This is a genomic window from Bacteroides faecalis, assembly GCF_003865075.1.
Taxonomy (GTDB): domain Bacteria; phylum Bacteroidota; class Bacteroidia; order Bacteroidales; family Bacteroidaceae; genus Bacteroides; species Bacteroides faecalis.
On the sequence record NZ_BHWB01000003.1, the window covers coordinates 445,030 to 465,149 of the forward strand.

Here is a 20,120-nt window from a genome sequence, read left to right on the forward strand (position 1 = left end):
TCTTCCTCATGAGAAAATAAAAGTAAAACTTAGTCTAATTAAATGATTAATTAAACAGGATATATCTATAATAATAAATACATCCTTAATATAACATCAAACCTTTTCCTTAATTAAACCGATTCGATAAGCTACAAGTAACTTCTTCAAATCCTGAATTTGTGTTATAAGTTCCTTTCCCTTATCTGTATCTTTCACCATCATACGCTGGGAATTAAACTCAAGAACAAAGTTCGTAGATTTAATATCAAGCGCCTCTTCAATTGCTTTTTGCCTTGACTCAAACGGTTCATGTTGCACTAATTGTAGACCATGAGAATGATATACAAGAGTATATCCTGCTATTCCAGTTTCAGGCTGATAAGCTTTCGAAAATCCACCATCAATAACAAATAGTTTTCCATTGGCTTTCATTGGTTGTTCCCCCTGAGTAGTTTTTACGGGTACATGACCATTAATAATATGAGAATGAGGTCCTAAAACTCCAAATTCAGACAAGATCTTATTACAAATATCTTCCTGATTACGCAATGTATAATAGTACCCTTTTTTCTCTTTATGTAATTCCTTATCTTCTAGAAAATAACGTTCAAAAGTAGCCATCTTGTCTTTGTCAAACAAAGGAGCATCAGGACCACACCACATATACCAAATATAATCCATAGCAAAAGCTTTATCATCCTCACCTTCTTCATCAAAGTAAGCAGTACGGATTAATTGGTCAGCCTTATCCAGCAATTTACGTCCCCAATATTCTTTACCACGTATTTTAACATGCTTAAAACTACCATCTTCATTTAAAGGAACAGAAGCATGATACAAAAGATTGGAATTACATACTAAATACATTCCGCCATATGTAAATAAACAGCGCATATGTTTCTTCAATTTCTCACTATTCATAAACGAGTAGTGAATTTTATCTACCAACTCACGTTCTTCCTCAGTCAAGCGATAAGGATCAGTAGGATCGATAGTTGGAAAATTCGTATCAAGTAAAGCATATTCTTTTCCTTCATATACAAAAACTCCTCGTTCGAAATCTATCTTATCTAACAATTTTCGATTTCCCATACCAAACTCCGGGCGACGATCAATAATTGCAGCTTCTAATTTAAATTGAATAATAGTGATAGCCTTATGCATCTGAGTAATCAGACGCAAAGTTTTTTCATTATAATGAACGTCTGCATAATTCATTTTCGGCATAAAAATAGCACATGGATCATCAGCATAAGTATCCATAGCAAAAGTAGCTAATGGAAGAAGATTAATTCCGTAACCATCTTCAAGAGTAGACAAATTACCATAACGCATTGACATACGGATCACATTTGCTATGCAACTATCATTACCCGAAGCAGCTCCCATCCACAATATATCATGATTTCCCCACTGAATATCAAAATTATGATAATTACACAACGTATCCATAATAATATGTGCCCCTGGTCCACGATCATAGATATCCCCTACAATGTGCAAAGAATCAATAGTCAGACGCTGAATCAGATTACACATGGCAATAATAAAAGCGTCTGCCCGTTTCGTGGAGATAATCGTGCTAATAATCACATTAATATAAGCATGTTTATTCGGTTCAATAGAAGACTCATGCAACAATTCCTGAATTATATAAGAAAAATCTGCCGGCAATGACTTACGGACCTTTGAACGAGTATACTTAGAAGAAACATTCTGACAGACTTTCACCAATTGATTCAAAGTTATCAAATACCAATCATCCAGATCCTTCTCACGAGCTTTCACCAACTGAAGTTTTTCCTCTGGATAATAGATTAATGTACAAATTTCCTTCTTTTCCGATTCACGCAAAGTATTACCAAAAATCTCATTAACCTTGCGCTTCACTGCTCCGGAAGCATTCTTTAAAACATGTTGGAAAGCTTCATATTCACCATGTATATCCGTCAGAAAATGTTCTGTACCTTTAGGAAGATTCAATATAGCCTCCAAATTGATAACCTCCGTACTTGCATCTGCAATTGTAGGAAAACTACGGGAAAGTAGTTGTAAATAGCGTAAATCAGCCACAATACTTTCAGGAGTTATATTACTTTGAGCAGTCATTCTATTTTAGAGTTTTATAATTTACAATTATTATATTTTCATCACTTATTTCTCAACCAAGCAAGAACATTAATAGGACTTGAGCAATAATGACTCTTAAAAACATACATAATGGATACACCGTTGCATATGCTACCGAAGGATTATCTCCGGGTATCGTATCATTTGCATAGTTCAGTGCCATCGGATTAGCCATACTACCACACAACATGCCAGACACTGTACCGAAATCAATCTTCATCATTTTAAAAGCAACAAACCCTATTATTACAGTCGGAATAATTGTCAGACCAGCCCCTAAAGCAATCCATAACAATCCTTCCGGACGAAATACAGTATCGAAGAAATGTGCTCCCGAATCCAATCCAAGACAAGCCAGATACATAGAAAGCCCCAATGCACGTAACATTAAATTAGCACTTCGTGTGGTATAAGTTATCATATGTATCCGAGGTCCGAAAGTGCCTAAAAGAATACCTACAATTATCGGTCCTCCTGCCAATCCCAACTTCACGGGAGTACTGATTCCCGGAATAGAGAAAGGAATAGCTCCTAATGCCAACCCAAGTACAATACCCATAAATACTACAATCAGATTAGGCTCTTTCAAGCTCTTTATAGCATTTCCTAATACTTTTTCCACATTTTGAATTGCTGCCGCCTCTCCTACTACCGTTAAACGATCACCCAATTGAAGCACCAGCTCTGGTGTTGCAAGCAACTGCACACCGGAACGATATACACGACTAATATTAATGCCATAGTGATTCCTTAGCCGGAGTGAGCCCAATTTTTTCCCATTTAATTCAGGACGTGTCACCACAATACGTTGTGAAATCAACTCACTGTCAATTGCATTCCAATCAATGTCCTCTTTGTTCCAATCCGTATTTTCCTGTTCACCAAAAAGTACAGTCAAAGCTAAAGCATCTTTTTCCGAAGTAACAACAAGCAATCGATCCCCTTCTTTCAATACTTTCTCAGAAGTAGGAATACTGACATGCCCATCTCGCCACAAACGAGAAATAACAAACTTAGGATAACTCATATGAGCTATATCTTTGATACTTTTATTAAAAATAGCCGGATTATGTACTTGAAACGCCGCAATATAAGTTTTGTTCGCATCATCCTTCTCTTTTACTTCCAAATCTTCTTTACGAACAAGAACTTTACGGATTAATAACACAGCAAGAATCACACCAACAACTCCCAACGGATAAGCTACTGCACATCCTAAAGCAGGAGTACTACTGTCCATTCCCATCTGCTTTAATGTCTGTTGTGCAGCTCCAAGTGCAGGAGTATTTGTTGTTGCACCACAAAGAATACCTATCATATCAGGAAGCGATACACCTGTCGTATAACTCGCAAATACAGTCAGCAAAGTTCCTAATAAAACAACTCCTAATGCTAACATATTCAACGTTATCCCCCCTTTTCGGAAAGAACTGAAAAAACCGGGACCCACCTGAAGTCCGAGAGAATAAACGAAAATAACCAATCCAAAACTTTCTGCATAATTTAACATTTGAGAATCAACAGAAAGTCCGAGATGTCCTGCCAAAATACCCATAAAAAAAACAAAAGTGACTCCTAGAGAAACTCCCCAGAAATGCACTCTTCCCAAGCCTAGACCAATGGCAGAAATCAATGAAAGTATGACAACTGCCTGTAAAGCAGAATGTTCGATAAACAGAGTATATAACCAATCCATGCGTTAAACGTACTAATAGGACGCAAAGATAAAAACTATTTAGTCCCATTCAAAACTTTTAAGCTTTCATTTCACGTCCCTATTATGCCCTCAATACATATAGTTCATCCTGACTGAATATCCTATTTTACCTGATTAATCTATCTTTTACCCTGATATTCTACAAAATTATTTCGTCCGTCCAAATAACCACTCAGTCTATTTCCTCCAATATATATATCATCCAAGAAAGAAACATCACCCGGCCCATAATTCATACGAATAGAAGTTTGTGCATTGTTTTCCCAGTTCCAACGGAAACTATATTCAAAAGTCTCTACATATCCATCTGGATACTCCACTCGAATATAATCTACTCCTGTACGATCCATATAAAAATCCAGTTCCTGACAACAGTAATTACCATCTACATCCTGATAAAAACTCACCCAAGTACGACTAGTTAGATCAATAGAACGATTATAGTAATTATTTCCAATGTTATCATCATCATAAAAACTATCGATTTCTATTTCACATGAAGTCAAATTAACCATTAATACAGCTATTAAAGCCAACTTTAAATATTTCAATAAGTTCGTTTTCATATTCCTTTATTTTTTAGTTGTTCCTAACTTTTGTCTTTCTCGATGGAACAAAAGTAAAAAATGAAAATTCCTTTTGGAATTGAAATCTCCTACTTGTTAGGAGGAATTCACCTCTCCAATTAGGTAAATTCCCCTTTTTTCTTACTTAAAAAATAACTAAACGAATCAAATTTCTTCACGTTACAGACAATGTGAAAAAATATTATATATAGAGAAAGCATGCACCTTTAAAAACTTAATAAAGATAGAATAAGGTGCTATAAATATAATTAATGTTACAAATCAAGTCTTTCTGCCCTCTTTATTTGCAAATTCCATAAGATTCAGTACATTTGCAATGTGTTTTTCATAGTATTAGATTTAAGGTTAACAAAAAGATTGGCTGTCTGGGATAGATAGCCTTTTTTTATGTTCTTTCTTCAAAGAAATTATTAAATTTTCTTTTCCTCTCTTCTCTATCACAAAATCATCAAAGACAATCAAAAAAAATCATTCGTTTAACATTTGAAACATAGCAGTTTAACTCATTTCCTAAAAATTAGGTAAAAAAAATATTGCTAAAAGATTTGCGTAGTCCAAAAGTTCCCCCTATATTTGCACCGCATTTGAGAGAGAATGCGGGTTCAAGGAAGTTTGGGTGAGTGGCTGAAACCACCAGTTTGCTAAACTGACGTACGGGTAACTGTACCGGGGGTTCGAATCCCCCAGCTTCCGCAAAATCTCAAAAATAAAAAAGAGCTAAGTTTTATGGACTTGGCTCTTTTTAAATCTAAAAATCGGTGGGTTCGTCTAACGGTTAGGACACATGCCTCTCACGCATGTAATACGAGTTCGATTCTCGTACCCACTACTATTATTAGCCCCTTACATTCATGTAAGGGGCTTTTTTATTCATCTTAATTATAGCATTTCAAGTGAAGTATATGAAATTAGATATACTCTTTTATTTTGAACCTTAATCGTTTTTTGAACGTTATTTTAGAAATAAAAGGCTAAAATGAAAACAATTCTTTTAATACTTGGTTTGATGATATCTATTTGTATAACTGCTCAAGAACATCATCATGCTCGAAATGAGATTGGTATCAGTCCGGGTGTAACCTACTCACCTTCACATCACAATTGGGGATTCGGAATACATGCACATTATTTTCGCACACTTGGAGATCACAGTCCATGGTCATTTGGTGGAGGATTAGAACAAGTCTACGCACATGGTTCACACTGGACAATGAGTATAGGAAGTAAATATGAAATACTAGATAAGTTAAACTTGGCAGTAATGCCTGGCATTACCTTCTTTGTTCGCAACCATGAGCATGACCACGAAAAAAGTCATGAACATAGCAAGAAAGCACAATTTTCAATACATTTCGAAATAGCTTACGATTTAATTCATTTAGAGCATTTCCATCTAGGGCCATCCATAGACTATTCATGGAGTAAACATGACAATCATTTTTCACTAGGAGTTCATTGTGCCTATGGATTTTGATTTAACACTAAACAGCCTCTTTCTGCTCATATATTTCAAAGAATGATTCCTTATCAATTCTCAAACTAATTCTGTCCTCCCGTTTCTGCCCAGCCAAATTAATAAACATATTAAAATATAACTGACTAAAAGACAAATCAGAACGATCATAACTTATATCAAAAGTACAAGTTCTGCGAAACGAATCAAAAGTCCCAAATTTCATACCTCCCTTACACATGAACACTTCAGCCGGAAAAGAGGATGGTGGATACGGTTGAAACAAACTAGCCAGTTGAGTATACACATAATCTATCATCCATTCATCTCCCGATAAAGTTAGTTCCCCCTTCAAACGAAGTTTAACCGCATATCGGGTCGTTACATCCGGAGATGTATATATAGGAACTTGGCTTATCTCCGAATAATTACCATTCTTATAGCCGAGACTCATTGTTAATTTCGATTTTCCAACACCATTAAAACCGACAACTTCTTCATCAACCAACTGGTTCTTCAAATCAATCATAAATGTCAATTTACCCAATGTCGAATTGTTCGGATATTGCGCAACAGTATCCAACACATAATCTTCGTCATTATAACTCCGGATAAGAGGAACTTGCCCTTCTTCCACTATCAAAGCCGGACCTCCTGTTTCAATATCCACATTACTTACCGGATAATAGATAACATCATTATCTTTAGCACAACCATACAAACATAGCAGTAATACTGCCATTCCTATTATTTTTTTCATTACCATAGCTATCTTATTTCAAAAACAAAGATACATCTTTTTTGTTCCACACCTGATTTATGTCAATCGTTTTTAGTATTTTTGCACACAACAAGACGGAAAAGACATGGATACATTATTAAGAGAAACAGTAGATGCCGTTGTAAACTCCCGTTTTCCGGAAATGAGTTTCGAAGGACGCCGGCAGATAGAAAAGATATTAATTCGCAAAGAATACCCTAAAGGAGTAATAGCACTCAAGGAAGGAGTAATAGCCAACGAAATTGTATTTGTTGGCAAGGGAATGCTTAGACAATATTATTATAAAAATGGAAAAGACGTCACAGAACATTTCTCCTATGAAGGTTGCATATTGATGTGTATTGAAAGTTTTCTGAAGCGGGTTCCCACCCGATTAATGGTCGAAACGTTAGAGCCTGTTGTTATATATTTATTTCCTTATGATGAAATACAGAAATTAACACAGGAAAACTGGGAAATCAATATGTTCTATCGGAAAATATTAGAATATTCCCTGATTGTATCACAGATAAAAGCAGACTCGTGGCGCTTCGAAACTGCACGCGAGCGATACAATCTCTTACTTGAACAGCATCCTGAAATAATCAAACGAGCTCCATTAGCAAATATAGCTTCTTATTTATTAATGACACCGGAAACATTGAGTCGTGTACGCTCAGGAGTATTGTAACAGAGTAATAACAACGTTCGTCTTTATTATCTATTTTTACGATATTCTTTAGGAGATACTCCCACATAATGTTTAAAATATTTTCCGAAAAAAGATTGGTTGGCAAAGTTTAACCGATCAGCTATCTCCTGTATGTTCATACTCGTTGAATTCAAAAGAGCTTTCGCCTCCAATATCACAAACTCGTCAATCCACTCTCCCACTGTCTTACCACTAATCTCCTTCACTACTCCCGAAAGATGTTTAGGTGTCAAACACAGTTGGTCAGCATAGAATTTTACACTTCGTTCGGACTGATACGATTGAATCAGAGACTCATAAAATTGTTCAAAGATATGCTCCTTACGACTTTTATTAGACACTGTAGTTGATACAAGCGGAGCATGATTACGAAAAATATTATAAAGTTCAAAAAAGAAACTCTGCATCAACCCAACTACTACTTCCTTACGATAAGCATCCTCTTTATTTTTCAATCGTTTACGGACAAATGAGTGATACTCTAAGACTAATCCCTGTTCACTGGGAGTGAGATCAAGACATGGATAATCTTTCAAATAGAAAAAGAGTGAGAGTATATTCCCCATTTTAGGCAATTCTTCCAACAAATTCTTAGATATCGCAAAAAATATCCCTTTGAAATCGTTACTTACTTTTCGATTCTCAATAATCTGGCTAGGTAATGCTACTACCATCCTACCAGGAACCAGTTCGTAATCACGAAGACTTATATTAAAATTAGTACTTCCTCCCAAACAAAGACCTACGCTCAATACTTCCAATTTACTTGGACCATCAAACAAAGATATTATACTCTCTGTGTCAAAGAGTGCTATATCATTATCTACAACATCAATATTAGCAGGATCTATATGTTTAGAATGAAACACTGAAGAAATACCTATTTTAGGAACACTCTGGATATTCATACACTCTCTTTTTGACGACAAATATACCAGTAGTTATCCAATTTCCAACTTATCCAAAGCCTAAATCAGAGAAAAAGAACATTTTCTCCTACTTTTAGACTAGCTACTAACAAAGGAATTATCCAAAGAGAAAACAAAAAAACACTCATTTCTTTATTTACAAGAAGAACACAGATAGTTACTTCCCCTTCCCTTTTTCAAAAAGAAAGTCATAATCCCGTTTAGCAGCAGGAACTGTCCATTCCTCAGGAATAAACTTCCACTGATTGAGAGCCTGTGGATCTATTATCTTTTTCTTTTCAATATATTGCATCAAATAAAAACGAAGATCTTTATCCGTAGAAAATATAATGCGATCTTTCAACTTCTCTTGGGGAATACCTGCTCCTTTAGTCAGCAATTCTCCACCTCCATTACCACGATAAGAATTCAAAGCCACTTTATAAGTCTCATCCATGCGGAAAGGAGTACCATCTGCCCTACTAATAATAGTAATCTTTTCCCCCCTAGGTTTAGTTACATCCACTGTATATATTATACCCGCCGCAGAATCAAAATTAAAGCTGAAATTCTGTAAAGCAGCCCTATCCGCTGCACCCTCTTTAAGCTTCTCTTTAAACCAAAGCAAGTGGTCATTTGGAGATTTCATCTGATTCGTCCACAAGTAATAAGAATCTTCCAGATAATTCTTGATTTCTTTTCCGGATAAAGTCATCACGTAAAGCATATTTTCATACTTATACAGATTAAACATATCACTAACATACACTTCTCCTTTCATAATTTCCGCATCAAAAGAAAGAGGCGCGGTAAAAGAAATATCAGCTCCGGTTATATCAAGTTGTAGCCTATGAATCAGGTCGATAAAAGCCGACGGTCCAAAGAATGCGGGACGTGCTGAAATACTTTCCGTAAATGTACCGATCTTCTTAGAAACAAAATTCCGCACCGCTTCATACTGAGAAGCAAAATGTTTCATAAAGTCTTCGCTTACCCCATAATCTTTCGTTTCCGTCAGCATTCCCTGAATATCTTTATGCAGTATCTTACCATCTTTCAACTTCAAGGTTATATCTACATTAGAAAGCACGACACCGTTACTAGCGGGATCAATAATCAATACTGAATCTCCCGCAACATTCATTATCTTCTTACACTCACGTGCATGATCATGTCCCATCAACACGATATCAAAACCCGGAACGTTTCTCGCAACTTGTGAAGATGCATTTTCGTTATATTTCCCCGACATTTTAAATGCCTCCTGACCTGCATGAAACAAGCCAACAACTAAATCCGGATTTTCCTTTTCACGAATGATCTTCATCCACTTACGCGCCGTTTCCTCCATATCATCAAATCTCAGCCCACTCCATAGGTTTTCGGAAAGCCACGCAGGTATAGCAGGGGTAATCATTCCCAATACAACAATTTTCACGCCATCACGTTCAAGCACCTTATACGGAGTCAGATGAGTTTTTCCTGTAGACGTATCAATGATATTCGCACCCAATATCGGAAAATCACATATACGAATCCAACGATCGAATACATTACGCCCAGTTTCCACATCATGGTTTCCCATATTCCCAGCATCATATTTCATGAAATTCATCATCTCCGAACATAAATGAAGAGAAATCGTATCTATATAATTATAGTAGTATGCCGTAGGTTGTCCCTGTAGTATATCCCCATTATCTAGTAAAATCAAATTCTCTCTATATTGTTCGCGTTCTTTTTGCACAAAAGCATATATACGCGCCAAACTTCCCTCCCATTCCTGCCGAGTGATAAAATTATAAGGATAATAATTACCATGTACATCACTTGTTTGTACAATCTTTAATTTCACCAGCTTCTCCTGAGCCGCCACTGACAGCACTAAGCAAAGAAGCCAGACAAAAATACATACGTTTTTTTTCATTCTTTCTCTATATTTAGCGGATGTGAGAATACAAAACGTGCCCCTCCTATATAATCAGGGTCAATCCATATACCACCTTTCCATTTATATACAATCAATTTACATATCGACAATCCAAGACCAGTTCCTTGAGCATACTCATTCAATTTTTCAAAGCGTTCAAACACCAACTTTTGTTTCTCTTTAGGAATACCACACCCAGTATCTGTTACTGAGAAAATAGCCATCTTCTTTTTCTCATCTATGTAAAAGTCCAACGTAATCTTTCCATTCTTCGTAAATTTATCAGCATTCGACATCAGATTAATAATCACCTGTTGGATACGCTGTACATCAGTTTCCATCTGAAAAGCCTCATATCGACTATTAAACAGGAACTGATTGTCCGAAGACTGCCGGGAAAAACTTACCGAAGCCACAACTTGCTTACACAACTGCACTATATCACAATATTCCCAAGTCAAAGTTACCCGATTTGCTTCCAAGCGGGACAAGTCCAGAATATCATTAATCAAACGTAACAGCAAATCTGAGTTAGACTTAATTATTTTATAATAAGATTGACGATCTTCCTCGGTACTATCGCCCATTGATAGCACATCCGAGAATCCAACAATCGAATTTAGAGGTGTCCGAATCTCATGGCTCATATTGGCAAGAAAAGCACTCTTTAAACGATTGGATTCCTCAGCCCTATCTTTCGCTATCCGCAAATCTTTCTCCGAAGTTAATAATTCGTCCTTCAAACGTTTTGTACGAAAATAAAAAAAAAGTGAAATACACAATCCTAACACCAATATAATAAAAGCAGAACATGCCATCCATATTTGATAAGTATATTGTTGGTAAAAAGTAACAGGCTGATTGACAATCTGTACTTTTAGAGGAAGATTTTTTGGATTCAATCCCAATTCTTTCGCCTTCCGGCTGTCCAATACTGCTTTACTTCCAATGACAGTCAAATTTTGCAATGTATCTTCCGGATTATCGTCAATTCTTATACTTGCCACAGCCATATCACCTCCAACCTTTTTGTAATCCGGCAGGACTCCTCCGATAGCCCAATACCCAAGGGCCACAGAGGAAGGTGTGAAGGTAGGAATTTTTGGGGCAGCCTCCATCATAGCATATGTAGCATTTCTCATAAAATAACCTTCATTCATATCTACTCGCCAGGTTCCTACCATGATCGCGGTATTCTCCGGCAGTTGCCGTAATTCTTCAACAACCGTATAAATAGTATGTTGGCGTCCGTCCAAAAGAATTAGGTTCAACTCGGGAAATTTCTTCATCTCTTTACGCACCAACGCCTGCATAGTCACTCCACCATAAGTGTTATCCGAAATGAAAACAATATTCTTAGTTTTTGGATAAAAAGACTGAATCATCCGAATATTATCATCAATATTATATTGATAAATAAAACCTGATTTCAGTTCAGGAATATCAAGATGATCGCCAAAAAGATCAACAGATTCAGGCAACCAAGTGCTCAAAGAGGAAACTGTATCAGTTGGCAAAATCACTACATTACTACTAATCAGACTACACATTACAGGTACTTTTACTTGCATAGAGTCACGTTGTGAAAGATATGCTGCCCATGCTTCCTGACCTAAAAGAATAATTTGTGCCGGATATCTATCCCCCTGATATTTCGAAAGAATCTCAGTCATTAGTTCACTCCAAAGAGGAGATTCTGAGAAACTCTTACAGTTCATATTTTCAATGATAATATCGTGCGTTCCTCCCTGTTTTTGATATTCTTCCATATAATCCGAAATCGTTACAGAAGTTTGTTGTGACGCCGGATTATAAGAACAGATAATCAGAATAGGATTTTTGTCCTTAGAAACGGCCCGTAAATTAGCGGACTGAAATAGAAACAACACTAATATAATCAGGCATTCTATGTGTCTTACCCAAACTGACATGCTTATATAGTTTTGATGTGCAACCTTGTTATTTAATCCTGCAAATATAATAAAACTTGTTGGCTATAATAGATTTATGTGTATTTTTGTCATTCATTTATTTGCAAAAAAAAATATTTATGGAATTATTTCACAGAATGATTTCCGGATTATTAGGTATACCGGAAAAACAGATCCGTAGCACTCTCCAACTCCTGGCAGAAGGTGCAACTATCCCTTTTATCAGCCGTTATCGTAAAGAAGTTACAGGTGGACTAGATGAAGTACAAATTGAAAATATCAAAGACCAGCATGATAAATTATGCGATATAACTAAAAGAAAAGAAACAATTCTTAGTACAATCAACGAACAAGGAAAGCTAACTCCAGAACTTGAAAAACGTATCAACGGTACCTGGAATTCGACGGAATTGGAAGACATCTACCTTCCCTATAAACCCAAACGGAAAACACGTGCAGAGGTAGCCCGTCAAAAAGGTTTGGAGCCTCTTGCCATGATCATACTGTTACAGAGAGAAAACAATCTCACAGCCAAAGCTGCTACGTTCGTCAAAGGCGATGTAAAAGACATAGAAGACGCATTGAAAGGTGCTCGTGATATCATTGCAGAACAAGTAAATGAAGACGAACGAGCTCGAAATGTTATTCGTAACCAATTTAATCGTCAGGGGCAAATCACCGCCAAAGTGATAAAAGGAAAAGAGGAAGAAGCTGCTAAATATCGGGACTATTTCGACTTTTCCGAATCTTTGAAACGTTGTACTTCTCATCGTCTACTTGCCATTCGTAGAGCAGAGGCAGAAGGATTATTAAAAGTGTCTATCAATCCGGATGACAAAGAATGCATTGAACGTCTGGAACGACAATTTATTCATGGCAATAATGAATGTAGCCGCCAAGTGAACGAAGCAATTACTGATTCATATAAAAGACTACTCAAGCCCTCTATTGAAACCGAATTTGCTGCTCAGTCCAAAGAGAAAGCAGATGATGAAGCGATCCGTGTATTTACAGGAAACTTACGTCAGTTGTTATTGGCTCCTCCCTTAGGACAAAAACGAGTACTTGCTATTGATCCGGGATTTCGTACAGGATGCAAAGTGGTCTGCCTTGACGCACAGGGTAATTTATTGCATAATGAAAACATTTATCCTCATCCTCCTGTCAGCAAAACCGGAGAAGCTGCTTCCAAACTTCGTAAAATGGTAGAAGCTTATCAGATCGAAGCGATCTCAATTGGAAATGGAACAGCCAGCCGCGAAACGGAAGATTTTATCAATCAGCAAACTTTCGACCGTCAAATCCCCGTATTTGTAGTTAGTGAACAGGGAGCCTCCATCTATTCGGCATCAAAAACTGCTCGTGATGAATTCCCTGATTATGACGTAACTGTACGAGGAGCTGTTTCTATTGGTCGGCGTCTTATGGACCCTCTGGCAGAACTTGTCAAAATCGATCCCAAGTCTATTGGGGTAGGACAATATCAACATGATGTAGACCAGACAAAACTGAAAAAAGCACTTGACCAGACTGTTGAAAACTGCGTAAACTTAGTCGGTGTAAACTTGAATACAGCTAGCAATCATCTTTTGATTTATATCTCCGGTTTAGGTCCCCAATTAGCACAAAACATCGTAAATTATCGTGCTGAGAACGGAGCCTTTACCTCTCGTAAAGAGTTAATGAAAGTTCCACGAATGGGTGCAAAAGTTTTTGAGCAGTGTGCCGGTTTCCTTCGTATCCCCAATGCACAAAACCCTTTGGACAATACAGCTGTACATCCGGAAAGCTATTGTATTGTAGAACAAATGGCAAAAGACCTGAAATGTTCCGTCAGCGAGTTGATAACAAATAAAGAACTTCGACAGAAAATTAATATATCTAATTATATTACCTCTACTGTCGGTTTACCAACCTTGCAAGATATTATGCAAGAACTTGACAAACCCGGACGTGACCCGCGTCAAACAATTAAAGTTTTCGAATTTGATAAAAATGTACGGACCATTACAGACCTACGCGAAGGTATGATTCTACCTGGCATAGTAGGAAATATCACAAATTTCGGAGCATTTGTCGATATAGGAATAAAAGAGAACGGACTTGTACATCTCTCCCAATTAGCGGAACGATATATCTCTGATCCGACAGAAATCGTATCTATTCACCAACAAGTCATGGTCAAAGTCATGAATGTAGATACCGACCGAAAACGCATTCAGCTTAGCATGATCGGGGTACCGCAAGACTGATTGCTTCTCTTTTCTCTCCCCACCATATAATCAGAATAGTAAATACAATCATAAGCACTGTGCAAATGAGCGAGCCTTCAAACCCGAAGGCTCCGCCATTCAGTACATTTTCTTCCGGCAAGTACAGAGTCAGCATTGAAGTACCAAAATCATTACCACTCACTTCATAGCCTAATATCGGACCTTGTATCCAATTCCAGAAAAGATGGAGTGACAGAGAAAAGCAAAGATTACGGGTATATAAAAAAGTTGCTCCAAGAAGCATTCCCGCAAGCACCAAATTCAACATAGGTAGAAAAGCAATATTCGGATTAAAAAGGTGCATAGTAGCAAATAATAAAGAAGAGATCAAAAGAGAAAGAAACTTGTTTAGTTTTGTGTGCATCAGTCGTCCCAAAATATAGCCACGCATCATAATTTCTTCAGCTAATGCAACAAGCAGGAAAAAACAAAAAGTCCATACTAATGTTACAGGATCCCACTGAAAACCAGTTACCTCCACCAATCCAAAAACAAAAGACAAGCCAAAACCGATAACATATATCGCAAAGGCTAATAAAGCTCCATACCAGATTCCTTCACTATGACCTTTTATAGATAATCCCAAATCAGAAAAAGGACGACGCTCAAAATAAAGCAAAATCATTGCCGAAGAAAGAACAGCCAGCAGCATACAGGATTCTGCTATATTATACTTCCACATCCCTGCTTTCATCACTCCCTCCCCAACAGTTACCGCCAATCCCCAACTAATGATCGTACTATATAGTCCAAAAAATACAAAGACCCCCACCACCATTAGTAAGATACTCGCCCATGCAGGGATACGCTGAACTTCCTTTTTTTCAATGAATTCTTCCACTTCCATTTTTATAATGTGTTATCAGGTTACAAAATTAGATATAAAACATAAAATAACGTCGTATTTTATCTATTTTTGTTATATTTGTATGAATAAATCTGCATGATTATGAAAATTAGACAACTACTGATAAGTTTTTTACTGGCTACTAACGCTTTAGGAGCAGCCTCACAAGTGAGTAAAACCTATTATGTCAGCAAACCCGGCACGCTGATTTCCATGATGACTCAAGAGGAAGCAAACAGTGTAACACATCTGACACTAACAGGAAAACTGAACGCGGAAGACTTCAGACACCTGCGAGATGAATTTAATAATCTGAAAGTATTGGATATCTCTAATGCTGAAATAAAGATGTACAGCGGAAAAGCAGGAACTTATCCGGACGGAAAATTTTATATGTATATGCCAAATTTTATTCCGGCTTATGCTTTTTCAAACGTAGTAAATGGAGTAACAAAAGGAAAAGCAACTCTTGAGAAAGTTATTCTTTCTGAAAAGACCAAGAATATAGAAGACGCTGCATTCAAAGGTTGTGACAAACTGAAAATCTGTCAAATCCGAAAAAAGACAGCTCCTAACTTGTTACCGGAAGCATTAGCAGATAGCATAACCGCTATATTTGTTCCGTTAGGTAGTAGTGACGAATATCGCAATAAAAACAGATGGGAAAAATTTGCTTTCATTGAAGGAGAACCAATAGAAACGACTTTGCAAGTTGGAGCAATGGGCAAGTTGGAAGATGAAATCATCAGTGCCGGATTACAGCCGAAAGATATCAATTTTCTGACTGTTGAAGGAAAACTTGATAATGCAGACTTCAAATTAATACGTGACTATATGCCTAATTTAGTCTCTATTGATATTTCCAATACCAATGTTACCGCAATTCCGGATTTTACTTTCTCACAAAAAAAATACCTGTTAAGGGTTAAGTTACCACATAACCTCAAATCTATCGGGCAACGGGTATTCAGTAATTGCGGACGTCTTTGCGGTACACTAGAGCTACCGGCTAGTGTAACAGCTATTGAGTATGGAGCATTCATGGGATGCGACAATCTCCGTCACGTTGTAGCTACAGGAAATAAAATTACGACATTAGGTGACGATTTGTTTGGAGCAAATGCCCCCAGCAAACTGATTTACAAGAAATAACTCCAGAATACAACTCGGGCTGAAAGCCAAACTAAACAACCACTCGGATTGCAATTAGTTAAGCTTTCAGCCCGTTTTTATTTATAGGCAATTCTATCAATCACCGTACATCTTCGCTCTCAATTCTTTGATATGATCAGAAGTGATATATTCATCATATTCCATCATCTTATCAATAATACCATTCGGAGTCAATTCAATGATACGGTTCGCAACCGTTTGAATAAATTCGTGGTCATGAGATGAAAAAAGGATATTTCCCTTATATGATTTCAGGTTATTATTAAATGCCTGAATAGATTCCAAATCCAAGTGATTGGTCGGAGTATCCAGAATCAAACAATTCGCATTCCGAAGTTGCATACGTGCAATCATACAACGCATCTTCTCACCACCGGAAAGTACACTTGCCTTTTTCAATACTTCTTCACCTGAAAACAACATACGTCCCAAGAAACTCTTCATATATACCTCGTTACCTTCACCAAACTGGCTCAACCAGTCTACCAAATTCAGATCAGTATCAAAGAAACTAGTATTATCCACAGGCAAATAAGCCGTTGTAATAGTCACCCCCCAATTGAAGTGTCCGGCATCCTGCTTCATATTTCCATTAATGATTTCGAAAAATGCTGTCATCGCACGCGGATTACGTGAAAGGAATACAATCTTATCTCCCTTTTCCACGTTAAAGTTTACGTCATTGAACAATACAACACCTTCTTCTGTTTTTTTGCTCAGCCCCGATACTTCCAGAATTTGATTACCCGGTTCGCGTTCAGGTGTAAAAATGATACCCGGATACTTACGTGAAGAAGGTTTAATTTCTTCCACATTTAGTTTTTCCAACATCTTCTTACGACTTGTAGTCTGCTTACTCTTCGCTACATTAGCACTGAATCGACGAATAAACTCTTCCAACTCTTTCTTCTTCTCTTCCGCCTTTGCCTTCTGATTCTGTTGCTGACGAAGAGCCAACTGACTGGATTCATACCAGAAACTATAGTTACCTGCAAATAGATTAATCTTTCCATAATCAATATCCACAGTATGTGTACAAACAGAGTCAAGGAAGTGACGATCATGGCTCACAACCAGTACCGTATGCTCGAAATTTGAAAGATACTCTTCCAACCAGGTTACCGTTTCCATATCCAGATCATTGGTAGGCTCATCCAATAACAGGTTATCCGGGTTACCATACAATGCCTGTGCCAACATCACACGCACCTTTTCTTTACCACTCAGTTCACCCATCAATGCATAGTGTTTATCCTCCTTCACACCCAACCCACTCAACAACATGGCAGCGTCACTCTCCGCATTCCATCCATCAAGTTCAGCAAATCTTTCTTCCAGTTCAGATACCTTCAATCCATCCTCATCTGTAAAGTCTTCTTTGGCATACAACACTTCACGTTGTTTCATGATATCCCACAAAACAGTATGCCCCATCATTACGGTTTCCATTACTGTAAAAGCATCCCACTTAAAGTGGTCCTGACTCAAAACTGAGAGTCGTTCTCCCGGTCCCAATGCAATCGTACCGGTTGTAGGATCCAAATCTCCATAAATCGCACGAAGAAATGTAGACTTTCCTGCACCGTTAGCACCGATAATACCATAGCAGTTACCACTCGTAAACTTCAAGTTTACATCATTAAACAACACCCTTTTACCAAACTGTACCGAAACGTTTGAAACTGTAATCATCTTCTATTATTTACTATTTTACTAGTTACTATTGACTTTTTGAGTGTGCAAAGGTAGACATTTAAAATGAATAATGAACTATTAGAAATGTGTCAATCTGACATAAATGTATTACCTTTGCAGCGTTTTTTGGCAAAACCGCCATATTGGCAAAGTTTTTGCTCGGTATTTTGATATTATGAACAAAAAATAGATTAAGATATGGACCCTAAAGAAAAAAAAGTAAAAGAAGAAGAACTGAACGTTGAAGAAACTCAGAATACAGCGGATCAACCGCAGAATGAACAAGCGGAAGATACAACTCCTCTGACTCCGGAAGAAAAGTTAGAGAAAGAACTCGATGAAGCTAATGCTACCATCGAAGAACAGAAAGACAAATATCTGCGTCTCTCTGCTGAGTTCGATAACTATCGTAAACGTACAATAAAGGAAAAAGCAGAACTTATACTGAACGGTGGCGAAAAAAGTATCAGCAGTATTTTACCTGTAATTGACGACTTCGAACGTGCAATTAAGACTATGGAAACAGCTAAAGATGTCAATGCTGTTAAAGAGGGTGTCGAACTAATCTACAACAAATTCATGGCAGTTCTGGGACAAAACGGAGTAAAAGTAATCGAGACTATCAACCAACCATTGGATACCGATTATCATGAAGCAATCGCCGTTATCCCTGCACCTACTAAGGAACAAAAAGGAAAAATCCTGGATTGTGTACAAACCGGATATACATTAAATGACAAAGTAATCCGCCATGCAAAAGTGGTAGTCGGAGAATAGTTATTTAATGAACGATGGATAATGAATAATGATTGGCTGAAAACAAAATAAAGATGGCAGAAAAAAGAGATTATTATGAAGTGCTGGAAGTATCGAAGACAGCCACAGTAGAAGAAATAAAAAAAGCTTACCGCAAGAAAGCAATCCAATATCACCCGGATAAAAATCCGGGTGATAAAACGGCGGAAGAGAAATTTAAAGAGGCCGCCGAAGCATATGATGTATTAAGCAATCCGGATAAACGTTCGCGTTATGATCAGTTCGGACACGCGGGAGTAAGCGGCGCGGCAGGCAATGGTGGGCCATTCGGAGGTTTCGGTGGCGAAGGTATGTCTATGGATGACATCTTCTCCATGTTTGGTGATATCTTCGGAGGTCGTGGCAGTGGATTTGGCGGAGGCTTTGGTGGTTTCAGTGGATTTGGCGGTGGTGGTAGCACACAGCAAAGACGCTATCGCGGTAGCGATCTTCGTGTAAAGGTGAAACTGACTTTAAAAGAAATCTCAACAGGAGTAGAAAAGAAATTCAAACTCAAAAAATATGTCCCATGTAATCACTGTCATGGTACAGGTGCCGAAAATGACGGAGACACAGAAACTTGTCCGACTTGTAAAGGCAGTGGTACAGTAATCCGTAACCAGCAGACTATCTTAGGGACCATGCAAACTCGTGCTACTTGCCCAACTTGCAATGGTGAAGGTAAAATCATCAAGAACAAGTGTAACGAGTGTGGAGGAGACGGAGTTATTTATGGCGAAGAAGTAGTAACCGTACAGATTCCTGCCGGAGTAGCAGATGGTATGCAGCTTTCCATGAGTGGAAAAGGAAATGCCGGAAAGCACAACGGTGTACCGGGAGACTTACTAATTCTTGTGGAAGAAGAAGCACATCCGGACTTGATTCGTGACGATAATGATTTGATCTATAATCTATTATTAAGCTTTCCAACAGCCGCACTAGGTGGTGCAGTAGAAATTCCTACAATTGACGGAAAAGTAAAAGTAAAAATCGATTCAGGTACACAACCTGGAAAGGTTCTTCGCTTACGTGGCAAAGGGCTTCCAAATGTCAATGGTTACGGAACAGGAGATTTATTGGTAAACATCAGCATTTATGTACCGGAAGCTCTGAACAAAGAAGAAAAGAGTATGCTTGAAAAAATGGACGATTCCGATAATTTTAAGCCTAGTACTTCCGTAAAAGAGAAAATATTTAAGAAATTCAAGAGTTTCTTCGATTAAAGAT

The 20,120-nt window shown here is 37.6% G+C and carries 15 protein-coding genes and 2 tRNA genes; 8 read left to right on the top strand and 9 right to left on the bottom strand.

Going from position 1 to position 20,120, the window contains the following annotated elements; all coding sequences use genetic code 11:
* Positions 1 to 96 precede the first annotated feature (96 nt).
* From EJF25_RS07430 to EJF25_RS07440, 3 genes are all read right to left on the bottom strand, one after another.
* The gene (locus EJF25_RS07430; protein ID WP_125040716.1) at positions 97 to 2,091 is read right to left on the bottom strand and encodes a fructose-1,6-bisphosphatase; all 1,995 of its coding nucleotides are present in this window, start codon (positions 2,089 to 2,091) and stop codon (positions 97 to 99) included.
* Positions 2,092 to 2,143: 52 nt separating this feature from the next.
* The gene (locus tag EJF25_RS07435; protein WP_125040717.1) at positions 2,144 to 3,808 is read right to left on the bottom strand and encodes a putative transporter; all 1,665 of its coding nucleotides are present in this window, start codon (positions 3,806 to 3,808) and stop codon (positions 2,144 to 2,146) included.
* A gap of 140 nt (positions 3,809 to 3,948) precedes the next feature.
* Positions 3,949 to 4,395, bottom strand: a complete 447-nt coding sequence (locus EJF25_RS07440; protein WP_125040718.1) for a hypothetical protein — start codon at positions 4,393 to 4,395, stop codon at positions 3,949 to 3,951.
* Positions 4,396 to 5,022: 627 nt separating this feature from the next.
* On the opposite strand from EJF25_RS07440, the gene EJF25_RS07445 reads away from it, so the two are divergent.
* The 3 genes from EJF25_RS07445 to EJF25_RS07455 all read left to right on the top strand — a co-directional run bounded on the left by EJF25_RS07445 (position 5,023) and on the right by EJF25_RS07455 (position 5,890).
* Positions 5,023 to 5,109 (top strand) — tRNA-Ser (locus EJF25_RS07445).
* Between the two features lie 64 nt (positions 5,110 to 5,173).
* Positions 5,174 to 5,245: transfer RNA gene (locus tag EJF25_RS07450), tRNA-Glu, on the top strand.
* Between the two features lie 147 nt (positions 5,246 to 5,392).
* On the top strand, positions 5,393 to 5,890 hold the full coding sequence (locus EJF25_RS07455) for a hypothetical protein (RefSeq protein ID WP_125040719.1): 498 nt from the start codon (positions 5,393 to 5,395) through the stop codon (positions 5,888 to 5,890).
* 7 nt (positions 5,891 to 5,897) lie between these two features.
* Here the strand turns inward: EJF25_RS07455 and EJF25_RS07460 are convergent, their stop codons facing one another.
* A complete protein-coding gene (locus EJF25_RS07460) occupies positions 5,898 to 6,635 on the bottom strand; it encodes a DUF3845 domain-containing protein (protein ID WP_125040720.1) in 738 nt (245 codons plus the stop codon).
* Between the two features lie 100 nt (positions 6,636 to 6,735).
* On the opposite strand from EJF25_RS07460, the gene EJF25_RS07465 reads away from it, so the two are divergent.
* The gene (locus tag EJF25_RS07465; RefSeq protein WP_125040721.1) at positions 6,736 to 7,320 is read left to right on the top strand and encodes a Crp/Fnr family transcriptional regulator; all 585 of its coding nucleotides are present in this window, start codon (positions 6,736 to 6,738) and stop codon (positions 7,318 to 7,320) included.
* Positions 7,321 to 7,346: 26 nt separating this feature from the next.
* Here EJF25_RS07465 and EJF25_RS07470 read toward each other — a convergent pair whose 3' ends face one another.
* The 3 genes from EJF25_RS07470 to EJF25_RS07480 form a co-directional block, all read right to left on the bottom strand.
* Positions 7,347 to 8,249, bottom strand: a complete 903-nt coding sequence (locus EJF25_RS07470) for a helix-turn-helix domain-containing protein (RefSeq protein ID WP_125040722.1) — start codon at positions 8,247 to 8,249, stop codon at positions 7,347 to 7,349.
* Positions 8,250 to 8,427: 178 nt separating this feature from the next.
* Positions 8,428 to 10,176: a bifunctional metallophosphatase/5'-nucleotidase gene (locus tag EJF25_RS07475; protein WP_125040723.1), complete on the bottom strand. Its 1,749-nt coding sequence runs from the start codon at positions 10,174 to 10,176 to the stop codon at positions 8,428 to 8,430.
* Positions 10,173 to 12,110 (bottom strand): sensor histidine kinase, encoded by a 1,938-nt coding sequence (locus EJF25_RS07480; protein ID WP_125040724.1) that lies wholly within the window; start codon positions 12,108 to 12,110, stop codon positions 10,173 to 10,175. The genes EJF25_RS07475 and EJF25_RS07480 overlap by 4 nt, the downstream gene beginning before the upstream one ends.
* Before the next feature lie 119 nt (positions 12,111 to 12,229).
* Between EJF25_RS07480 and EJF25_RS07485 the strand changes: the two genes are divergently transcribed.
* Positions 12,230 to 14,362: a Tex family protein gene (locus EJF25_RS07485; RefSeq protein WP_125040725.1), complete on the top strand. Its 2,133-nt coding sequence runs from the start codon at positions 12,230 to 12,232 to the stop codon at positions 14,360 to 14,362.
* Here EJF25_RS07485 and EJF25_RS07490 read toward each other — a convergent pair.
* Positions 14,334 to 15,230, bottom strand: a complete 897-nt coding sequence (locus tag EJF25_RS07490; RefSeq protein ID WP_125040726.1) for a CPBP family intramembrane glutamic endopeptidase — start codon at positions 15,228 to 15,230, stop codon at positions 14,334 to 14,336. The genes EJF25_RS07485 and EJF25_RS07490 overlap by 29 nt on opposite strands.
* 102 nt (positions 15,231 to 15,332) lie before the next feature.
* On the opposite strand from EJF25_RS07490, the gene EJF25_RS07495 reads away from it, so the two are divergent.
* Positions 15,333 to 16,382: a leucine-rich repeat domain-containing protein gene (locus EJF25_RS07495; RefSeq protein WP_125040727.1), complete on the top strand. Its 1,050-nt coding sequence runs from the start codon at positions 15,333 to 15,335 to the stop codon at positions 16,380 to 16,382.
* Positions 16,383 to 16,478: 96 nt separating this feature from the next.
* Here the strand turns inward: EJF25_RS07495 and EJF25_RS07500 are convergent, their stop codons facing one another.
* Positions 16,479 to 18,095 carry an ABC-F family ATP-binding cassette domain-containing protein gene (locus tag EJF25_RS07500; RefSeq protein ID WP_125040728.1) on the bottom strand — a complete coding sequence of 539 codons (1,617 nt, stop codon included), beginning with the start codon at positions 18,093 to 18,095 and terminating at the stop codon, positions 16,479 to 16,481.
* A gap of 201 nt (positions 18,096 to 18,296) precedes the next feature.
* Here EJF25_RS07500 and EJF25_RS07505 point away from each other — a divergent pair, with 201 nt between their 5' ends.
* Entirely contained in the window at positions 18,297 to 18,875 is a 579-nt protein-coding gene (locus EJF25_RS07505) for a nucleotide exchange factor GrpE (RefSeq protein WP_125040729.1), read from the top strand.
* A gap of 53 nt (positions 18,876 to 18,928) precedes the next feature.
* Positions 18,929 to 20,116 carry a molecular chaperone DnaJ gene (gene dnaJ / locus EJF25_RS07510; RefSeq protein WP_125040730.1) on the top strand — a complete coding sequence of 396 codons (1,188 nt, stop codon included), beginning with the start codon at positions 18,929 to 18,931 and terminating at the stop codon, positions 20,114 to 20,116.
* Positions 20,117 to 20,120: the final 4 nt, after the last annotated feature.

Excerpts from the sequence above, each read along its gene's own strand:
- EJF25_RS07490 (WP_125040726.1), bottom strand. The coding sequence starts at position 15,230 with ATGGAAGTGGAAGAATTCATTGAAAAAAAGGAAGTTCAGCGTATCCCT.
- EJF25_RS07505 (WP_125040729.1), top strand. The coding sequence starts at position 18,297 with ATGGACCCTAAAGAAAAAAAAGTAAAAGAAGAAGAACTGAACGTTGAA.
- EJF25_RS07460 (WP_125040720.1), bottom strand. The coding sequence starts at position 6,635 with ATGGTAATGAAAAAAATAATAGGAATGGCAGTATTACTGCTATGTTTG.
- EJF25_RS07430 (WP_125040716.1), bottom strand. The coding sequence starts at position 2,091 with ATGACTGCTCAAAGTAATATAACTCCTGAAAGTATTGTGGCTGATTTA.
- dnaJ (WP_125040730.1), top strand. The coding sequence starts at position 18,929 with ATGGCAGAAAAAAGAGATTATTATGAAGTGCTGGAAGTATCGAAGACA.
- EJF25_RS07485 (WP_125040725.1), top strand. The coding sequence starts at position 12,230 with ATGGAATTATTTCACAGAATGATTTCCGGATTATTAGGTATACCGGAA.
- EJF25_RS07480 (WP_125040724.1), bottom strand. The coding sequence starts at position 12,110 with ATGTCAGTTTGGGTAAGACACATAGAATGCCTGATTATATTAGTGTTG.
- EJF25_RS07475 (WP_125040723.1), bottom strand. The coding sequence starts at position 10,176 with ATGAAAAAAAACGTATGTATTTTTGTCTGGCTTCTTTGCTTAGTGCTG.
- EJF25_RS07435 (WP_125040717.1), bottom strand. The coding sequence starts at position 3,808 with ATGGATTGGTTATATACTCTGTTTATCGAACATTCTGCTTTACAGGCA.
- EJF25_RS07440 (WP_125040718.1), bottom strand. The coding sequence starts at position 4,395 with ATGAAAACGAACTTATTGAAATATTTAAAGTTGGCTTTAATAGCTGTA.
- EJF25_RS07495 (WP_125040727.1), top strand. The coding sequence starts at position 15,333 with ATGAAAATTAGACAACTACTGATAAGTTTTTTACTGGCTACTAACGCT.
- EJF25_RS07470 (WP_125040722.1), bottom strand. The coding sequence starts at position 8,249 with ATGAATATCCAGAGTGTTCCTAAAATAGGTATTTCTTCAGTGTTTCAT.
- EJF25_RS07500 (WP_125040728.1), bottom strand. The coding sequence starts at position 18,095 with ATGATTACAGTTTCAAACGTTTCGGTACAGTTTGGTAAAAGGGTGTTG.
- EJF25_RS07465 (WP_125040721.1), top strand. The coding sequence starts at position 6,736 with ATGGATACATTATTAAGAGAAACAGTAGATGCCGTTGTAAACTCCCGT.
- EJF25_RS07455 (WP_125040719.1), top strand. The coding sequence starts at position 5,393 with ATGAAAACAATTCTTTTAATACTTGGTTTGATGATATCTATTTGTATA.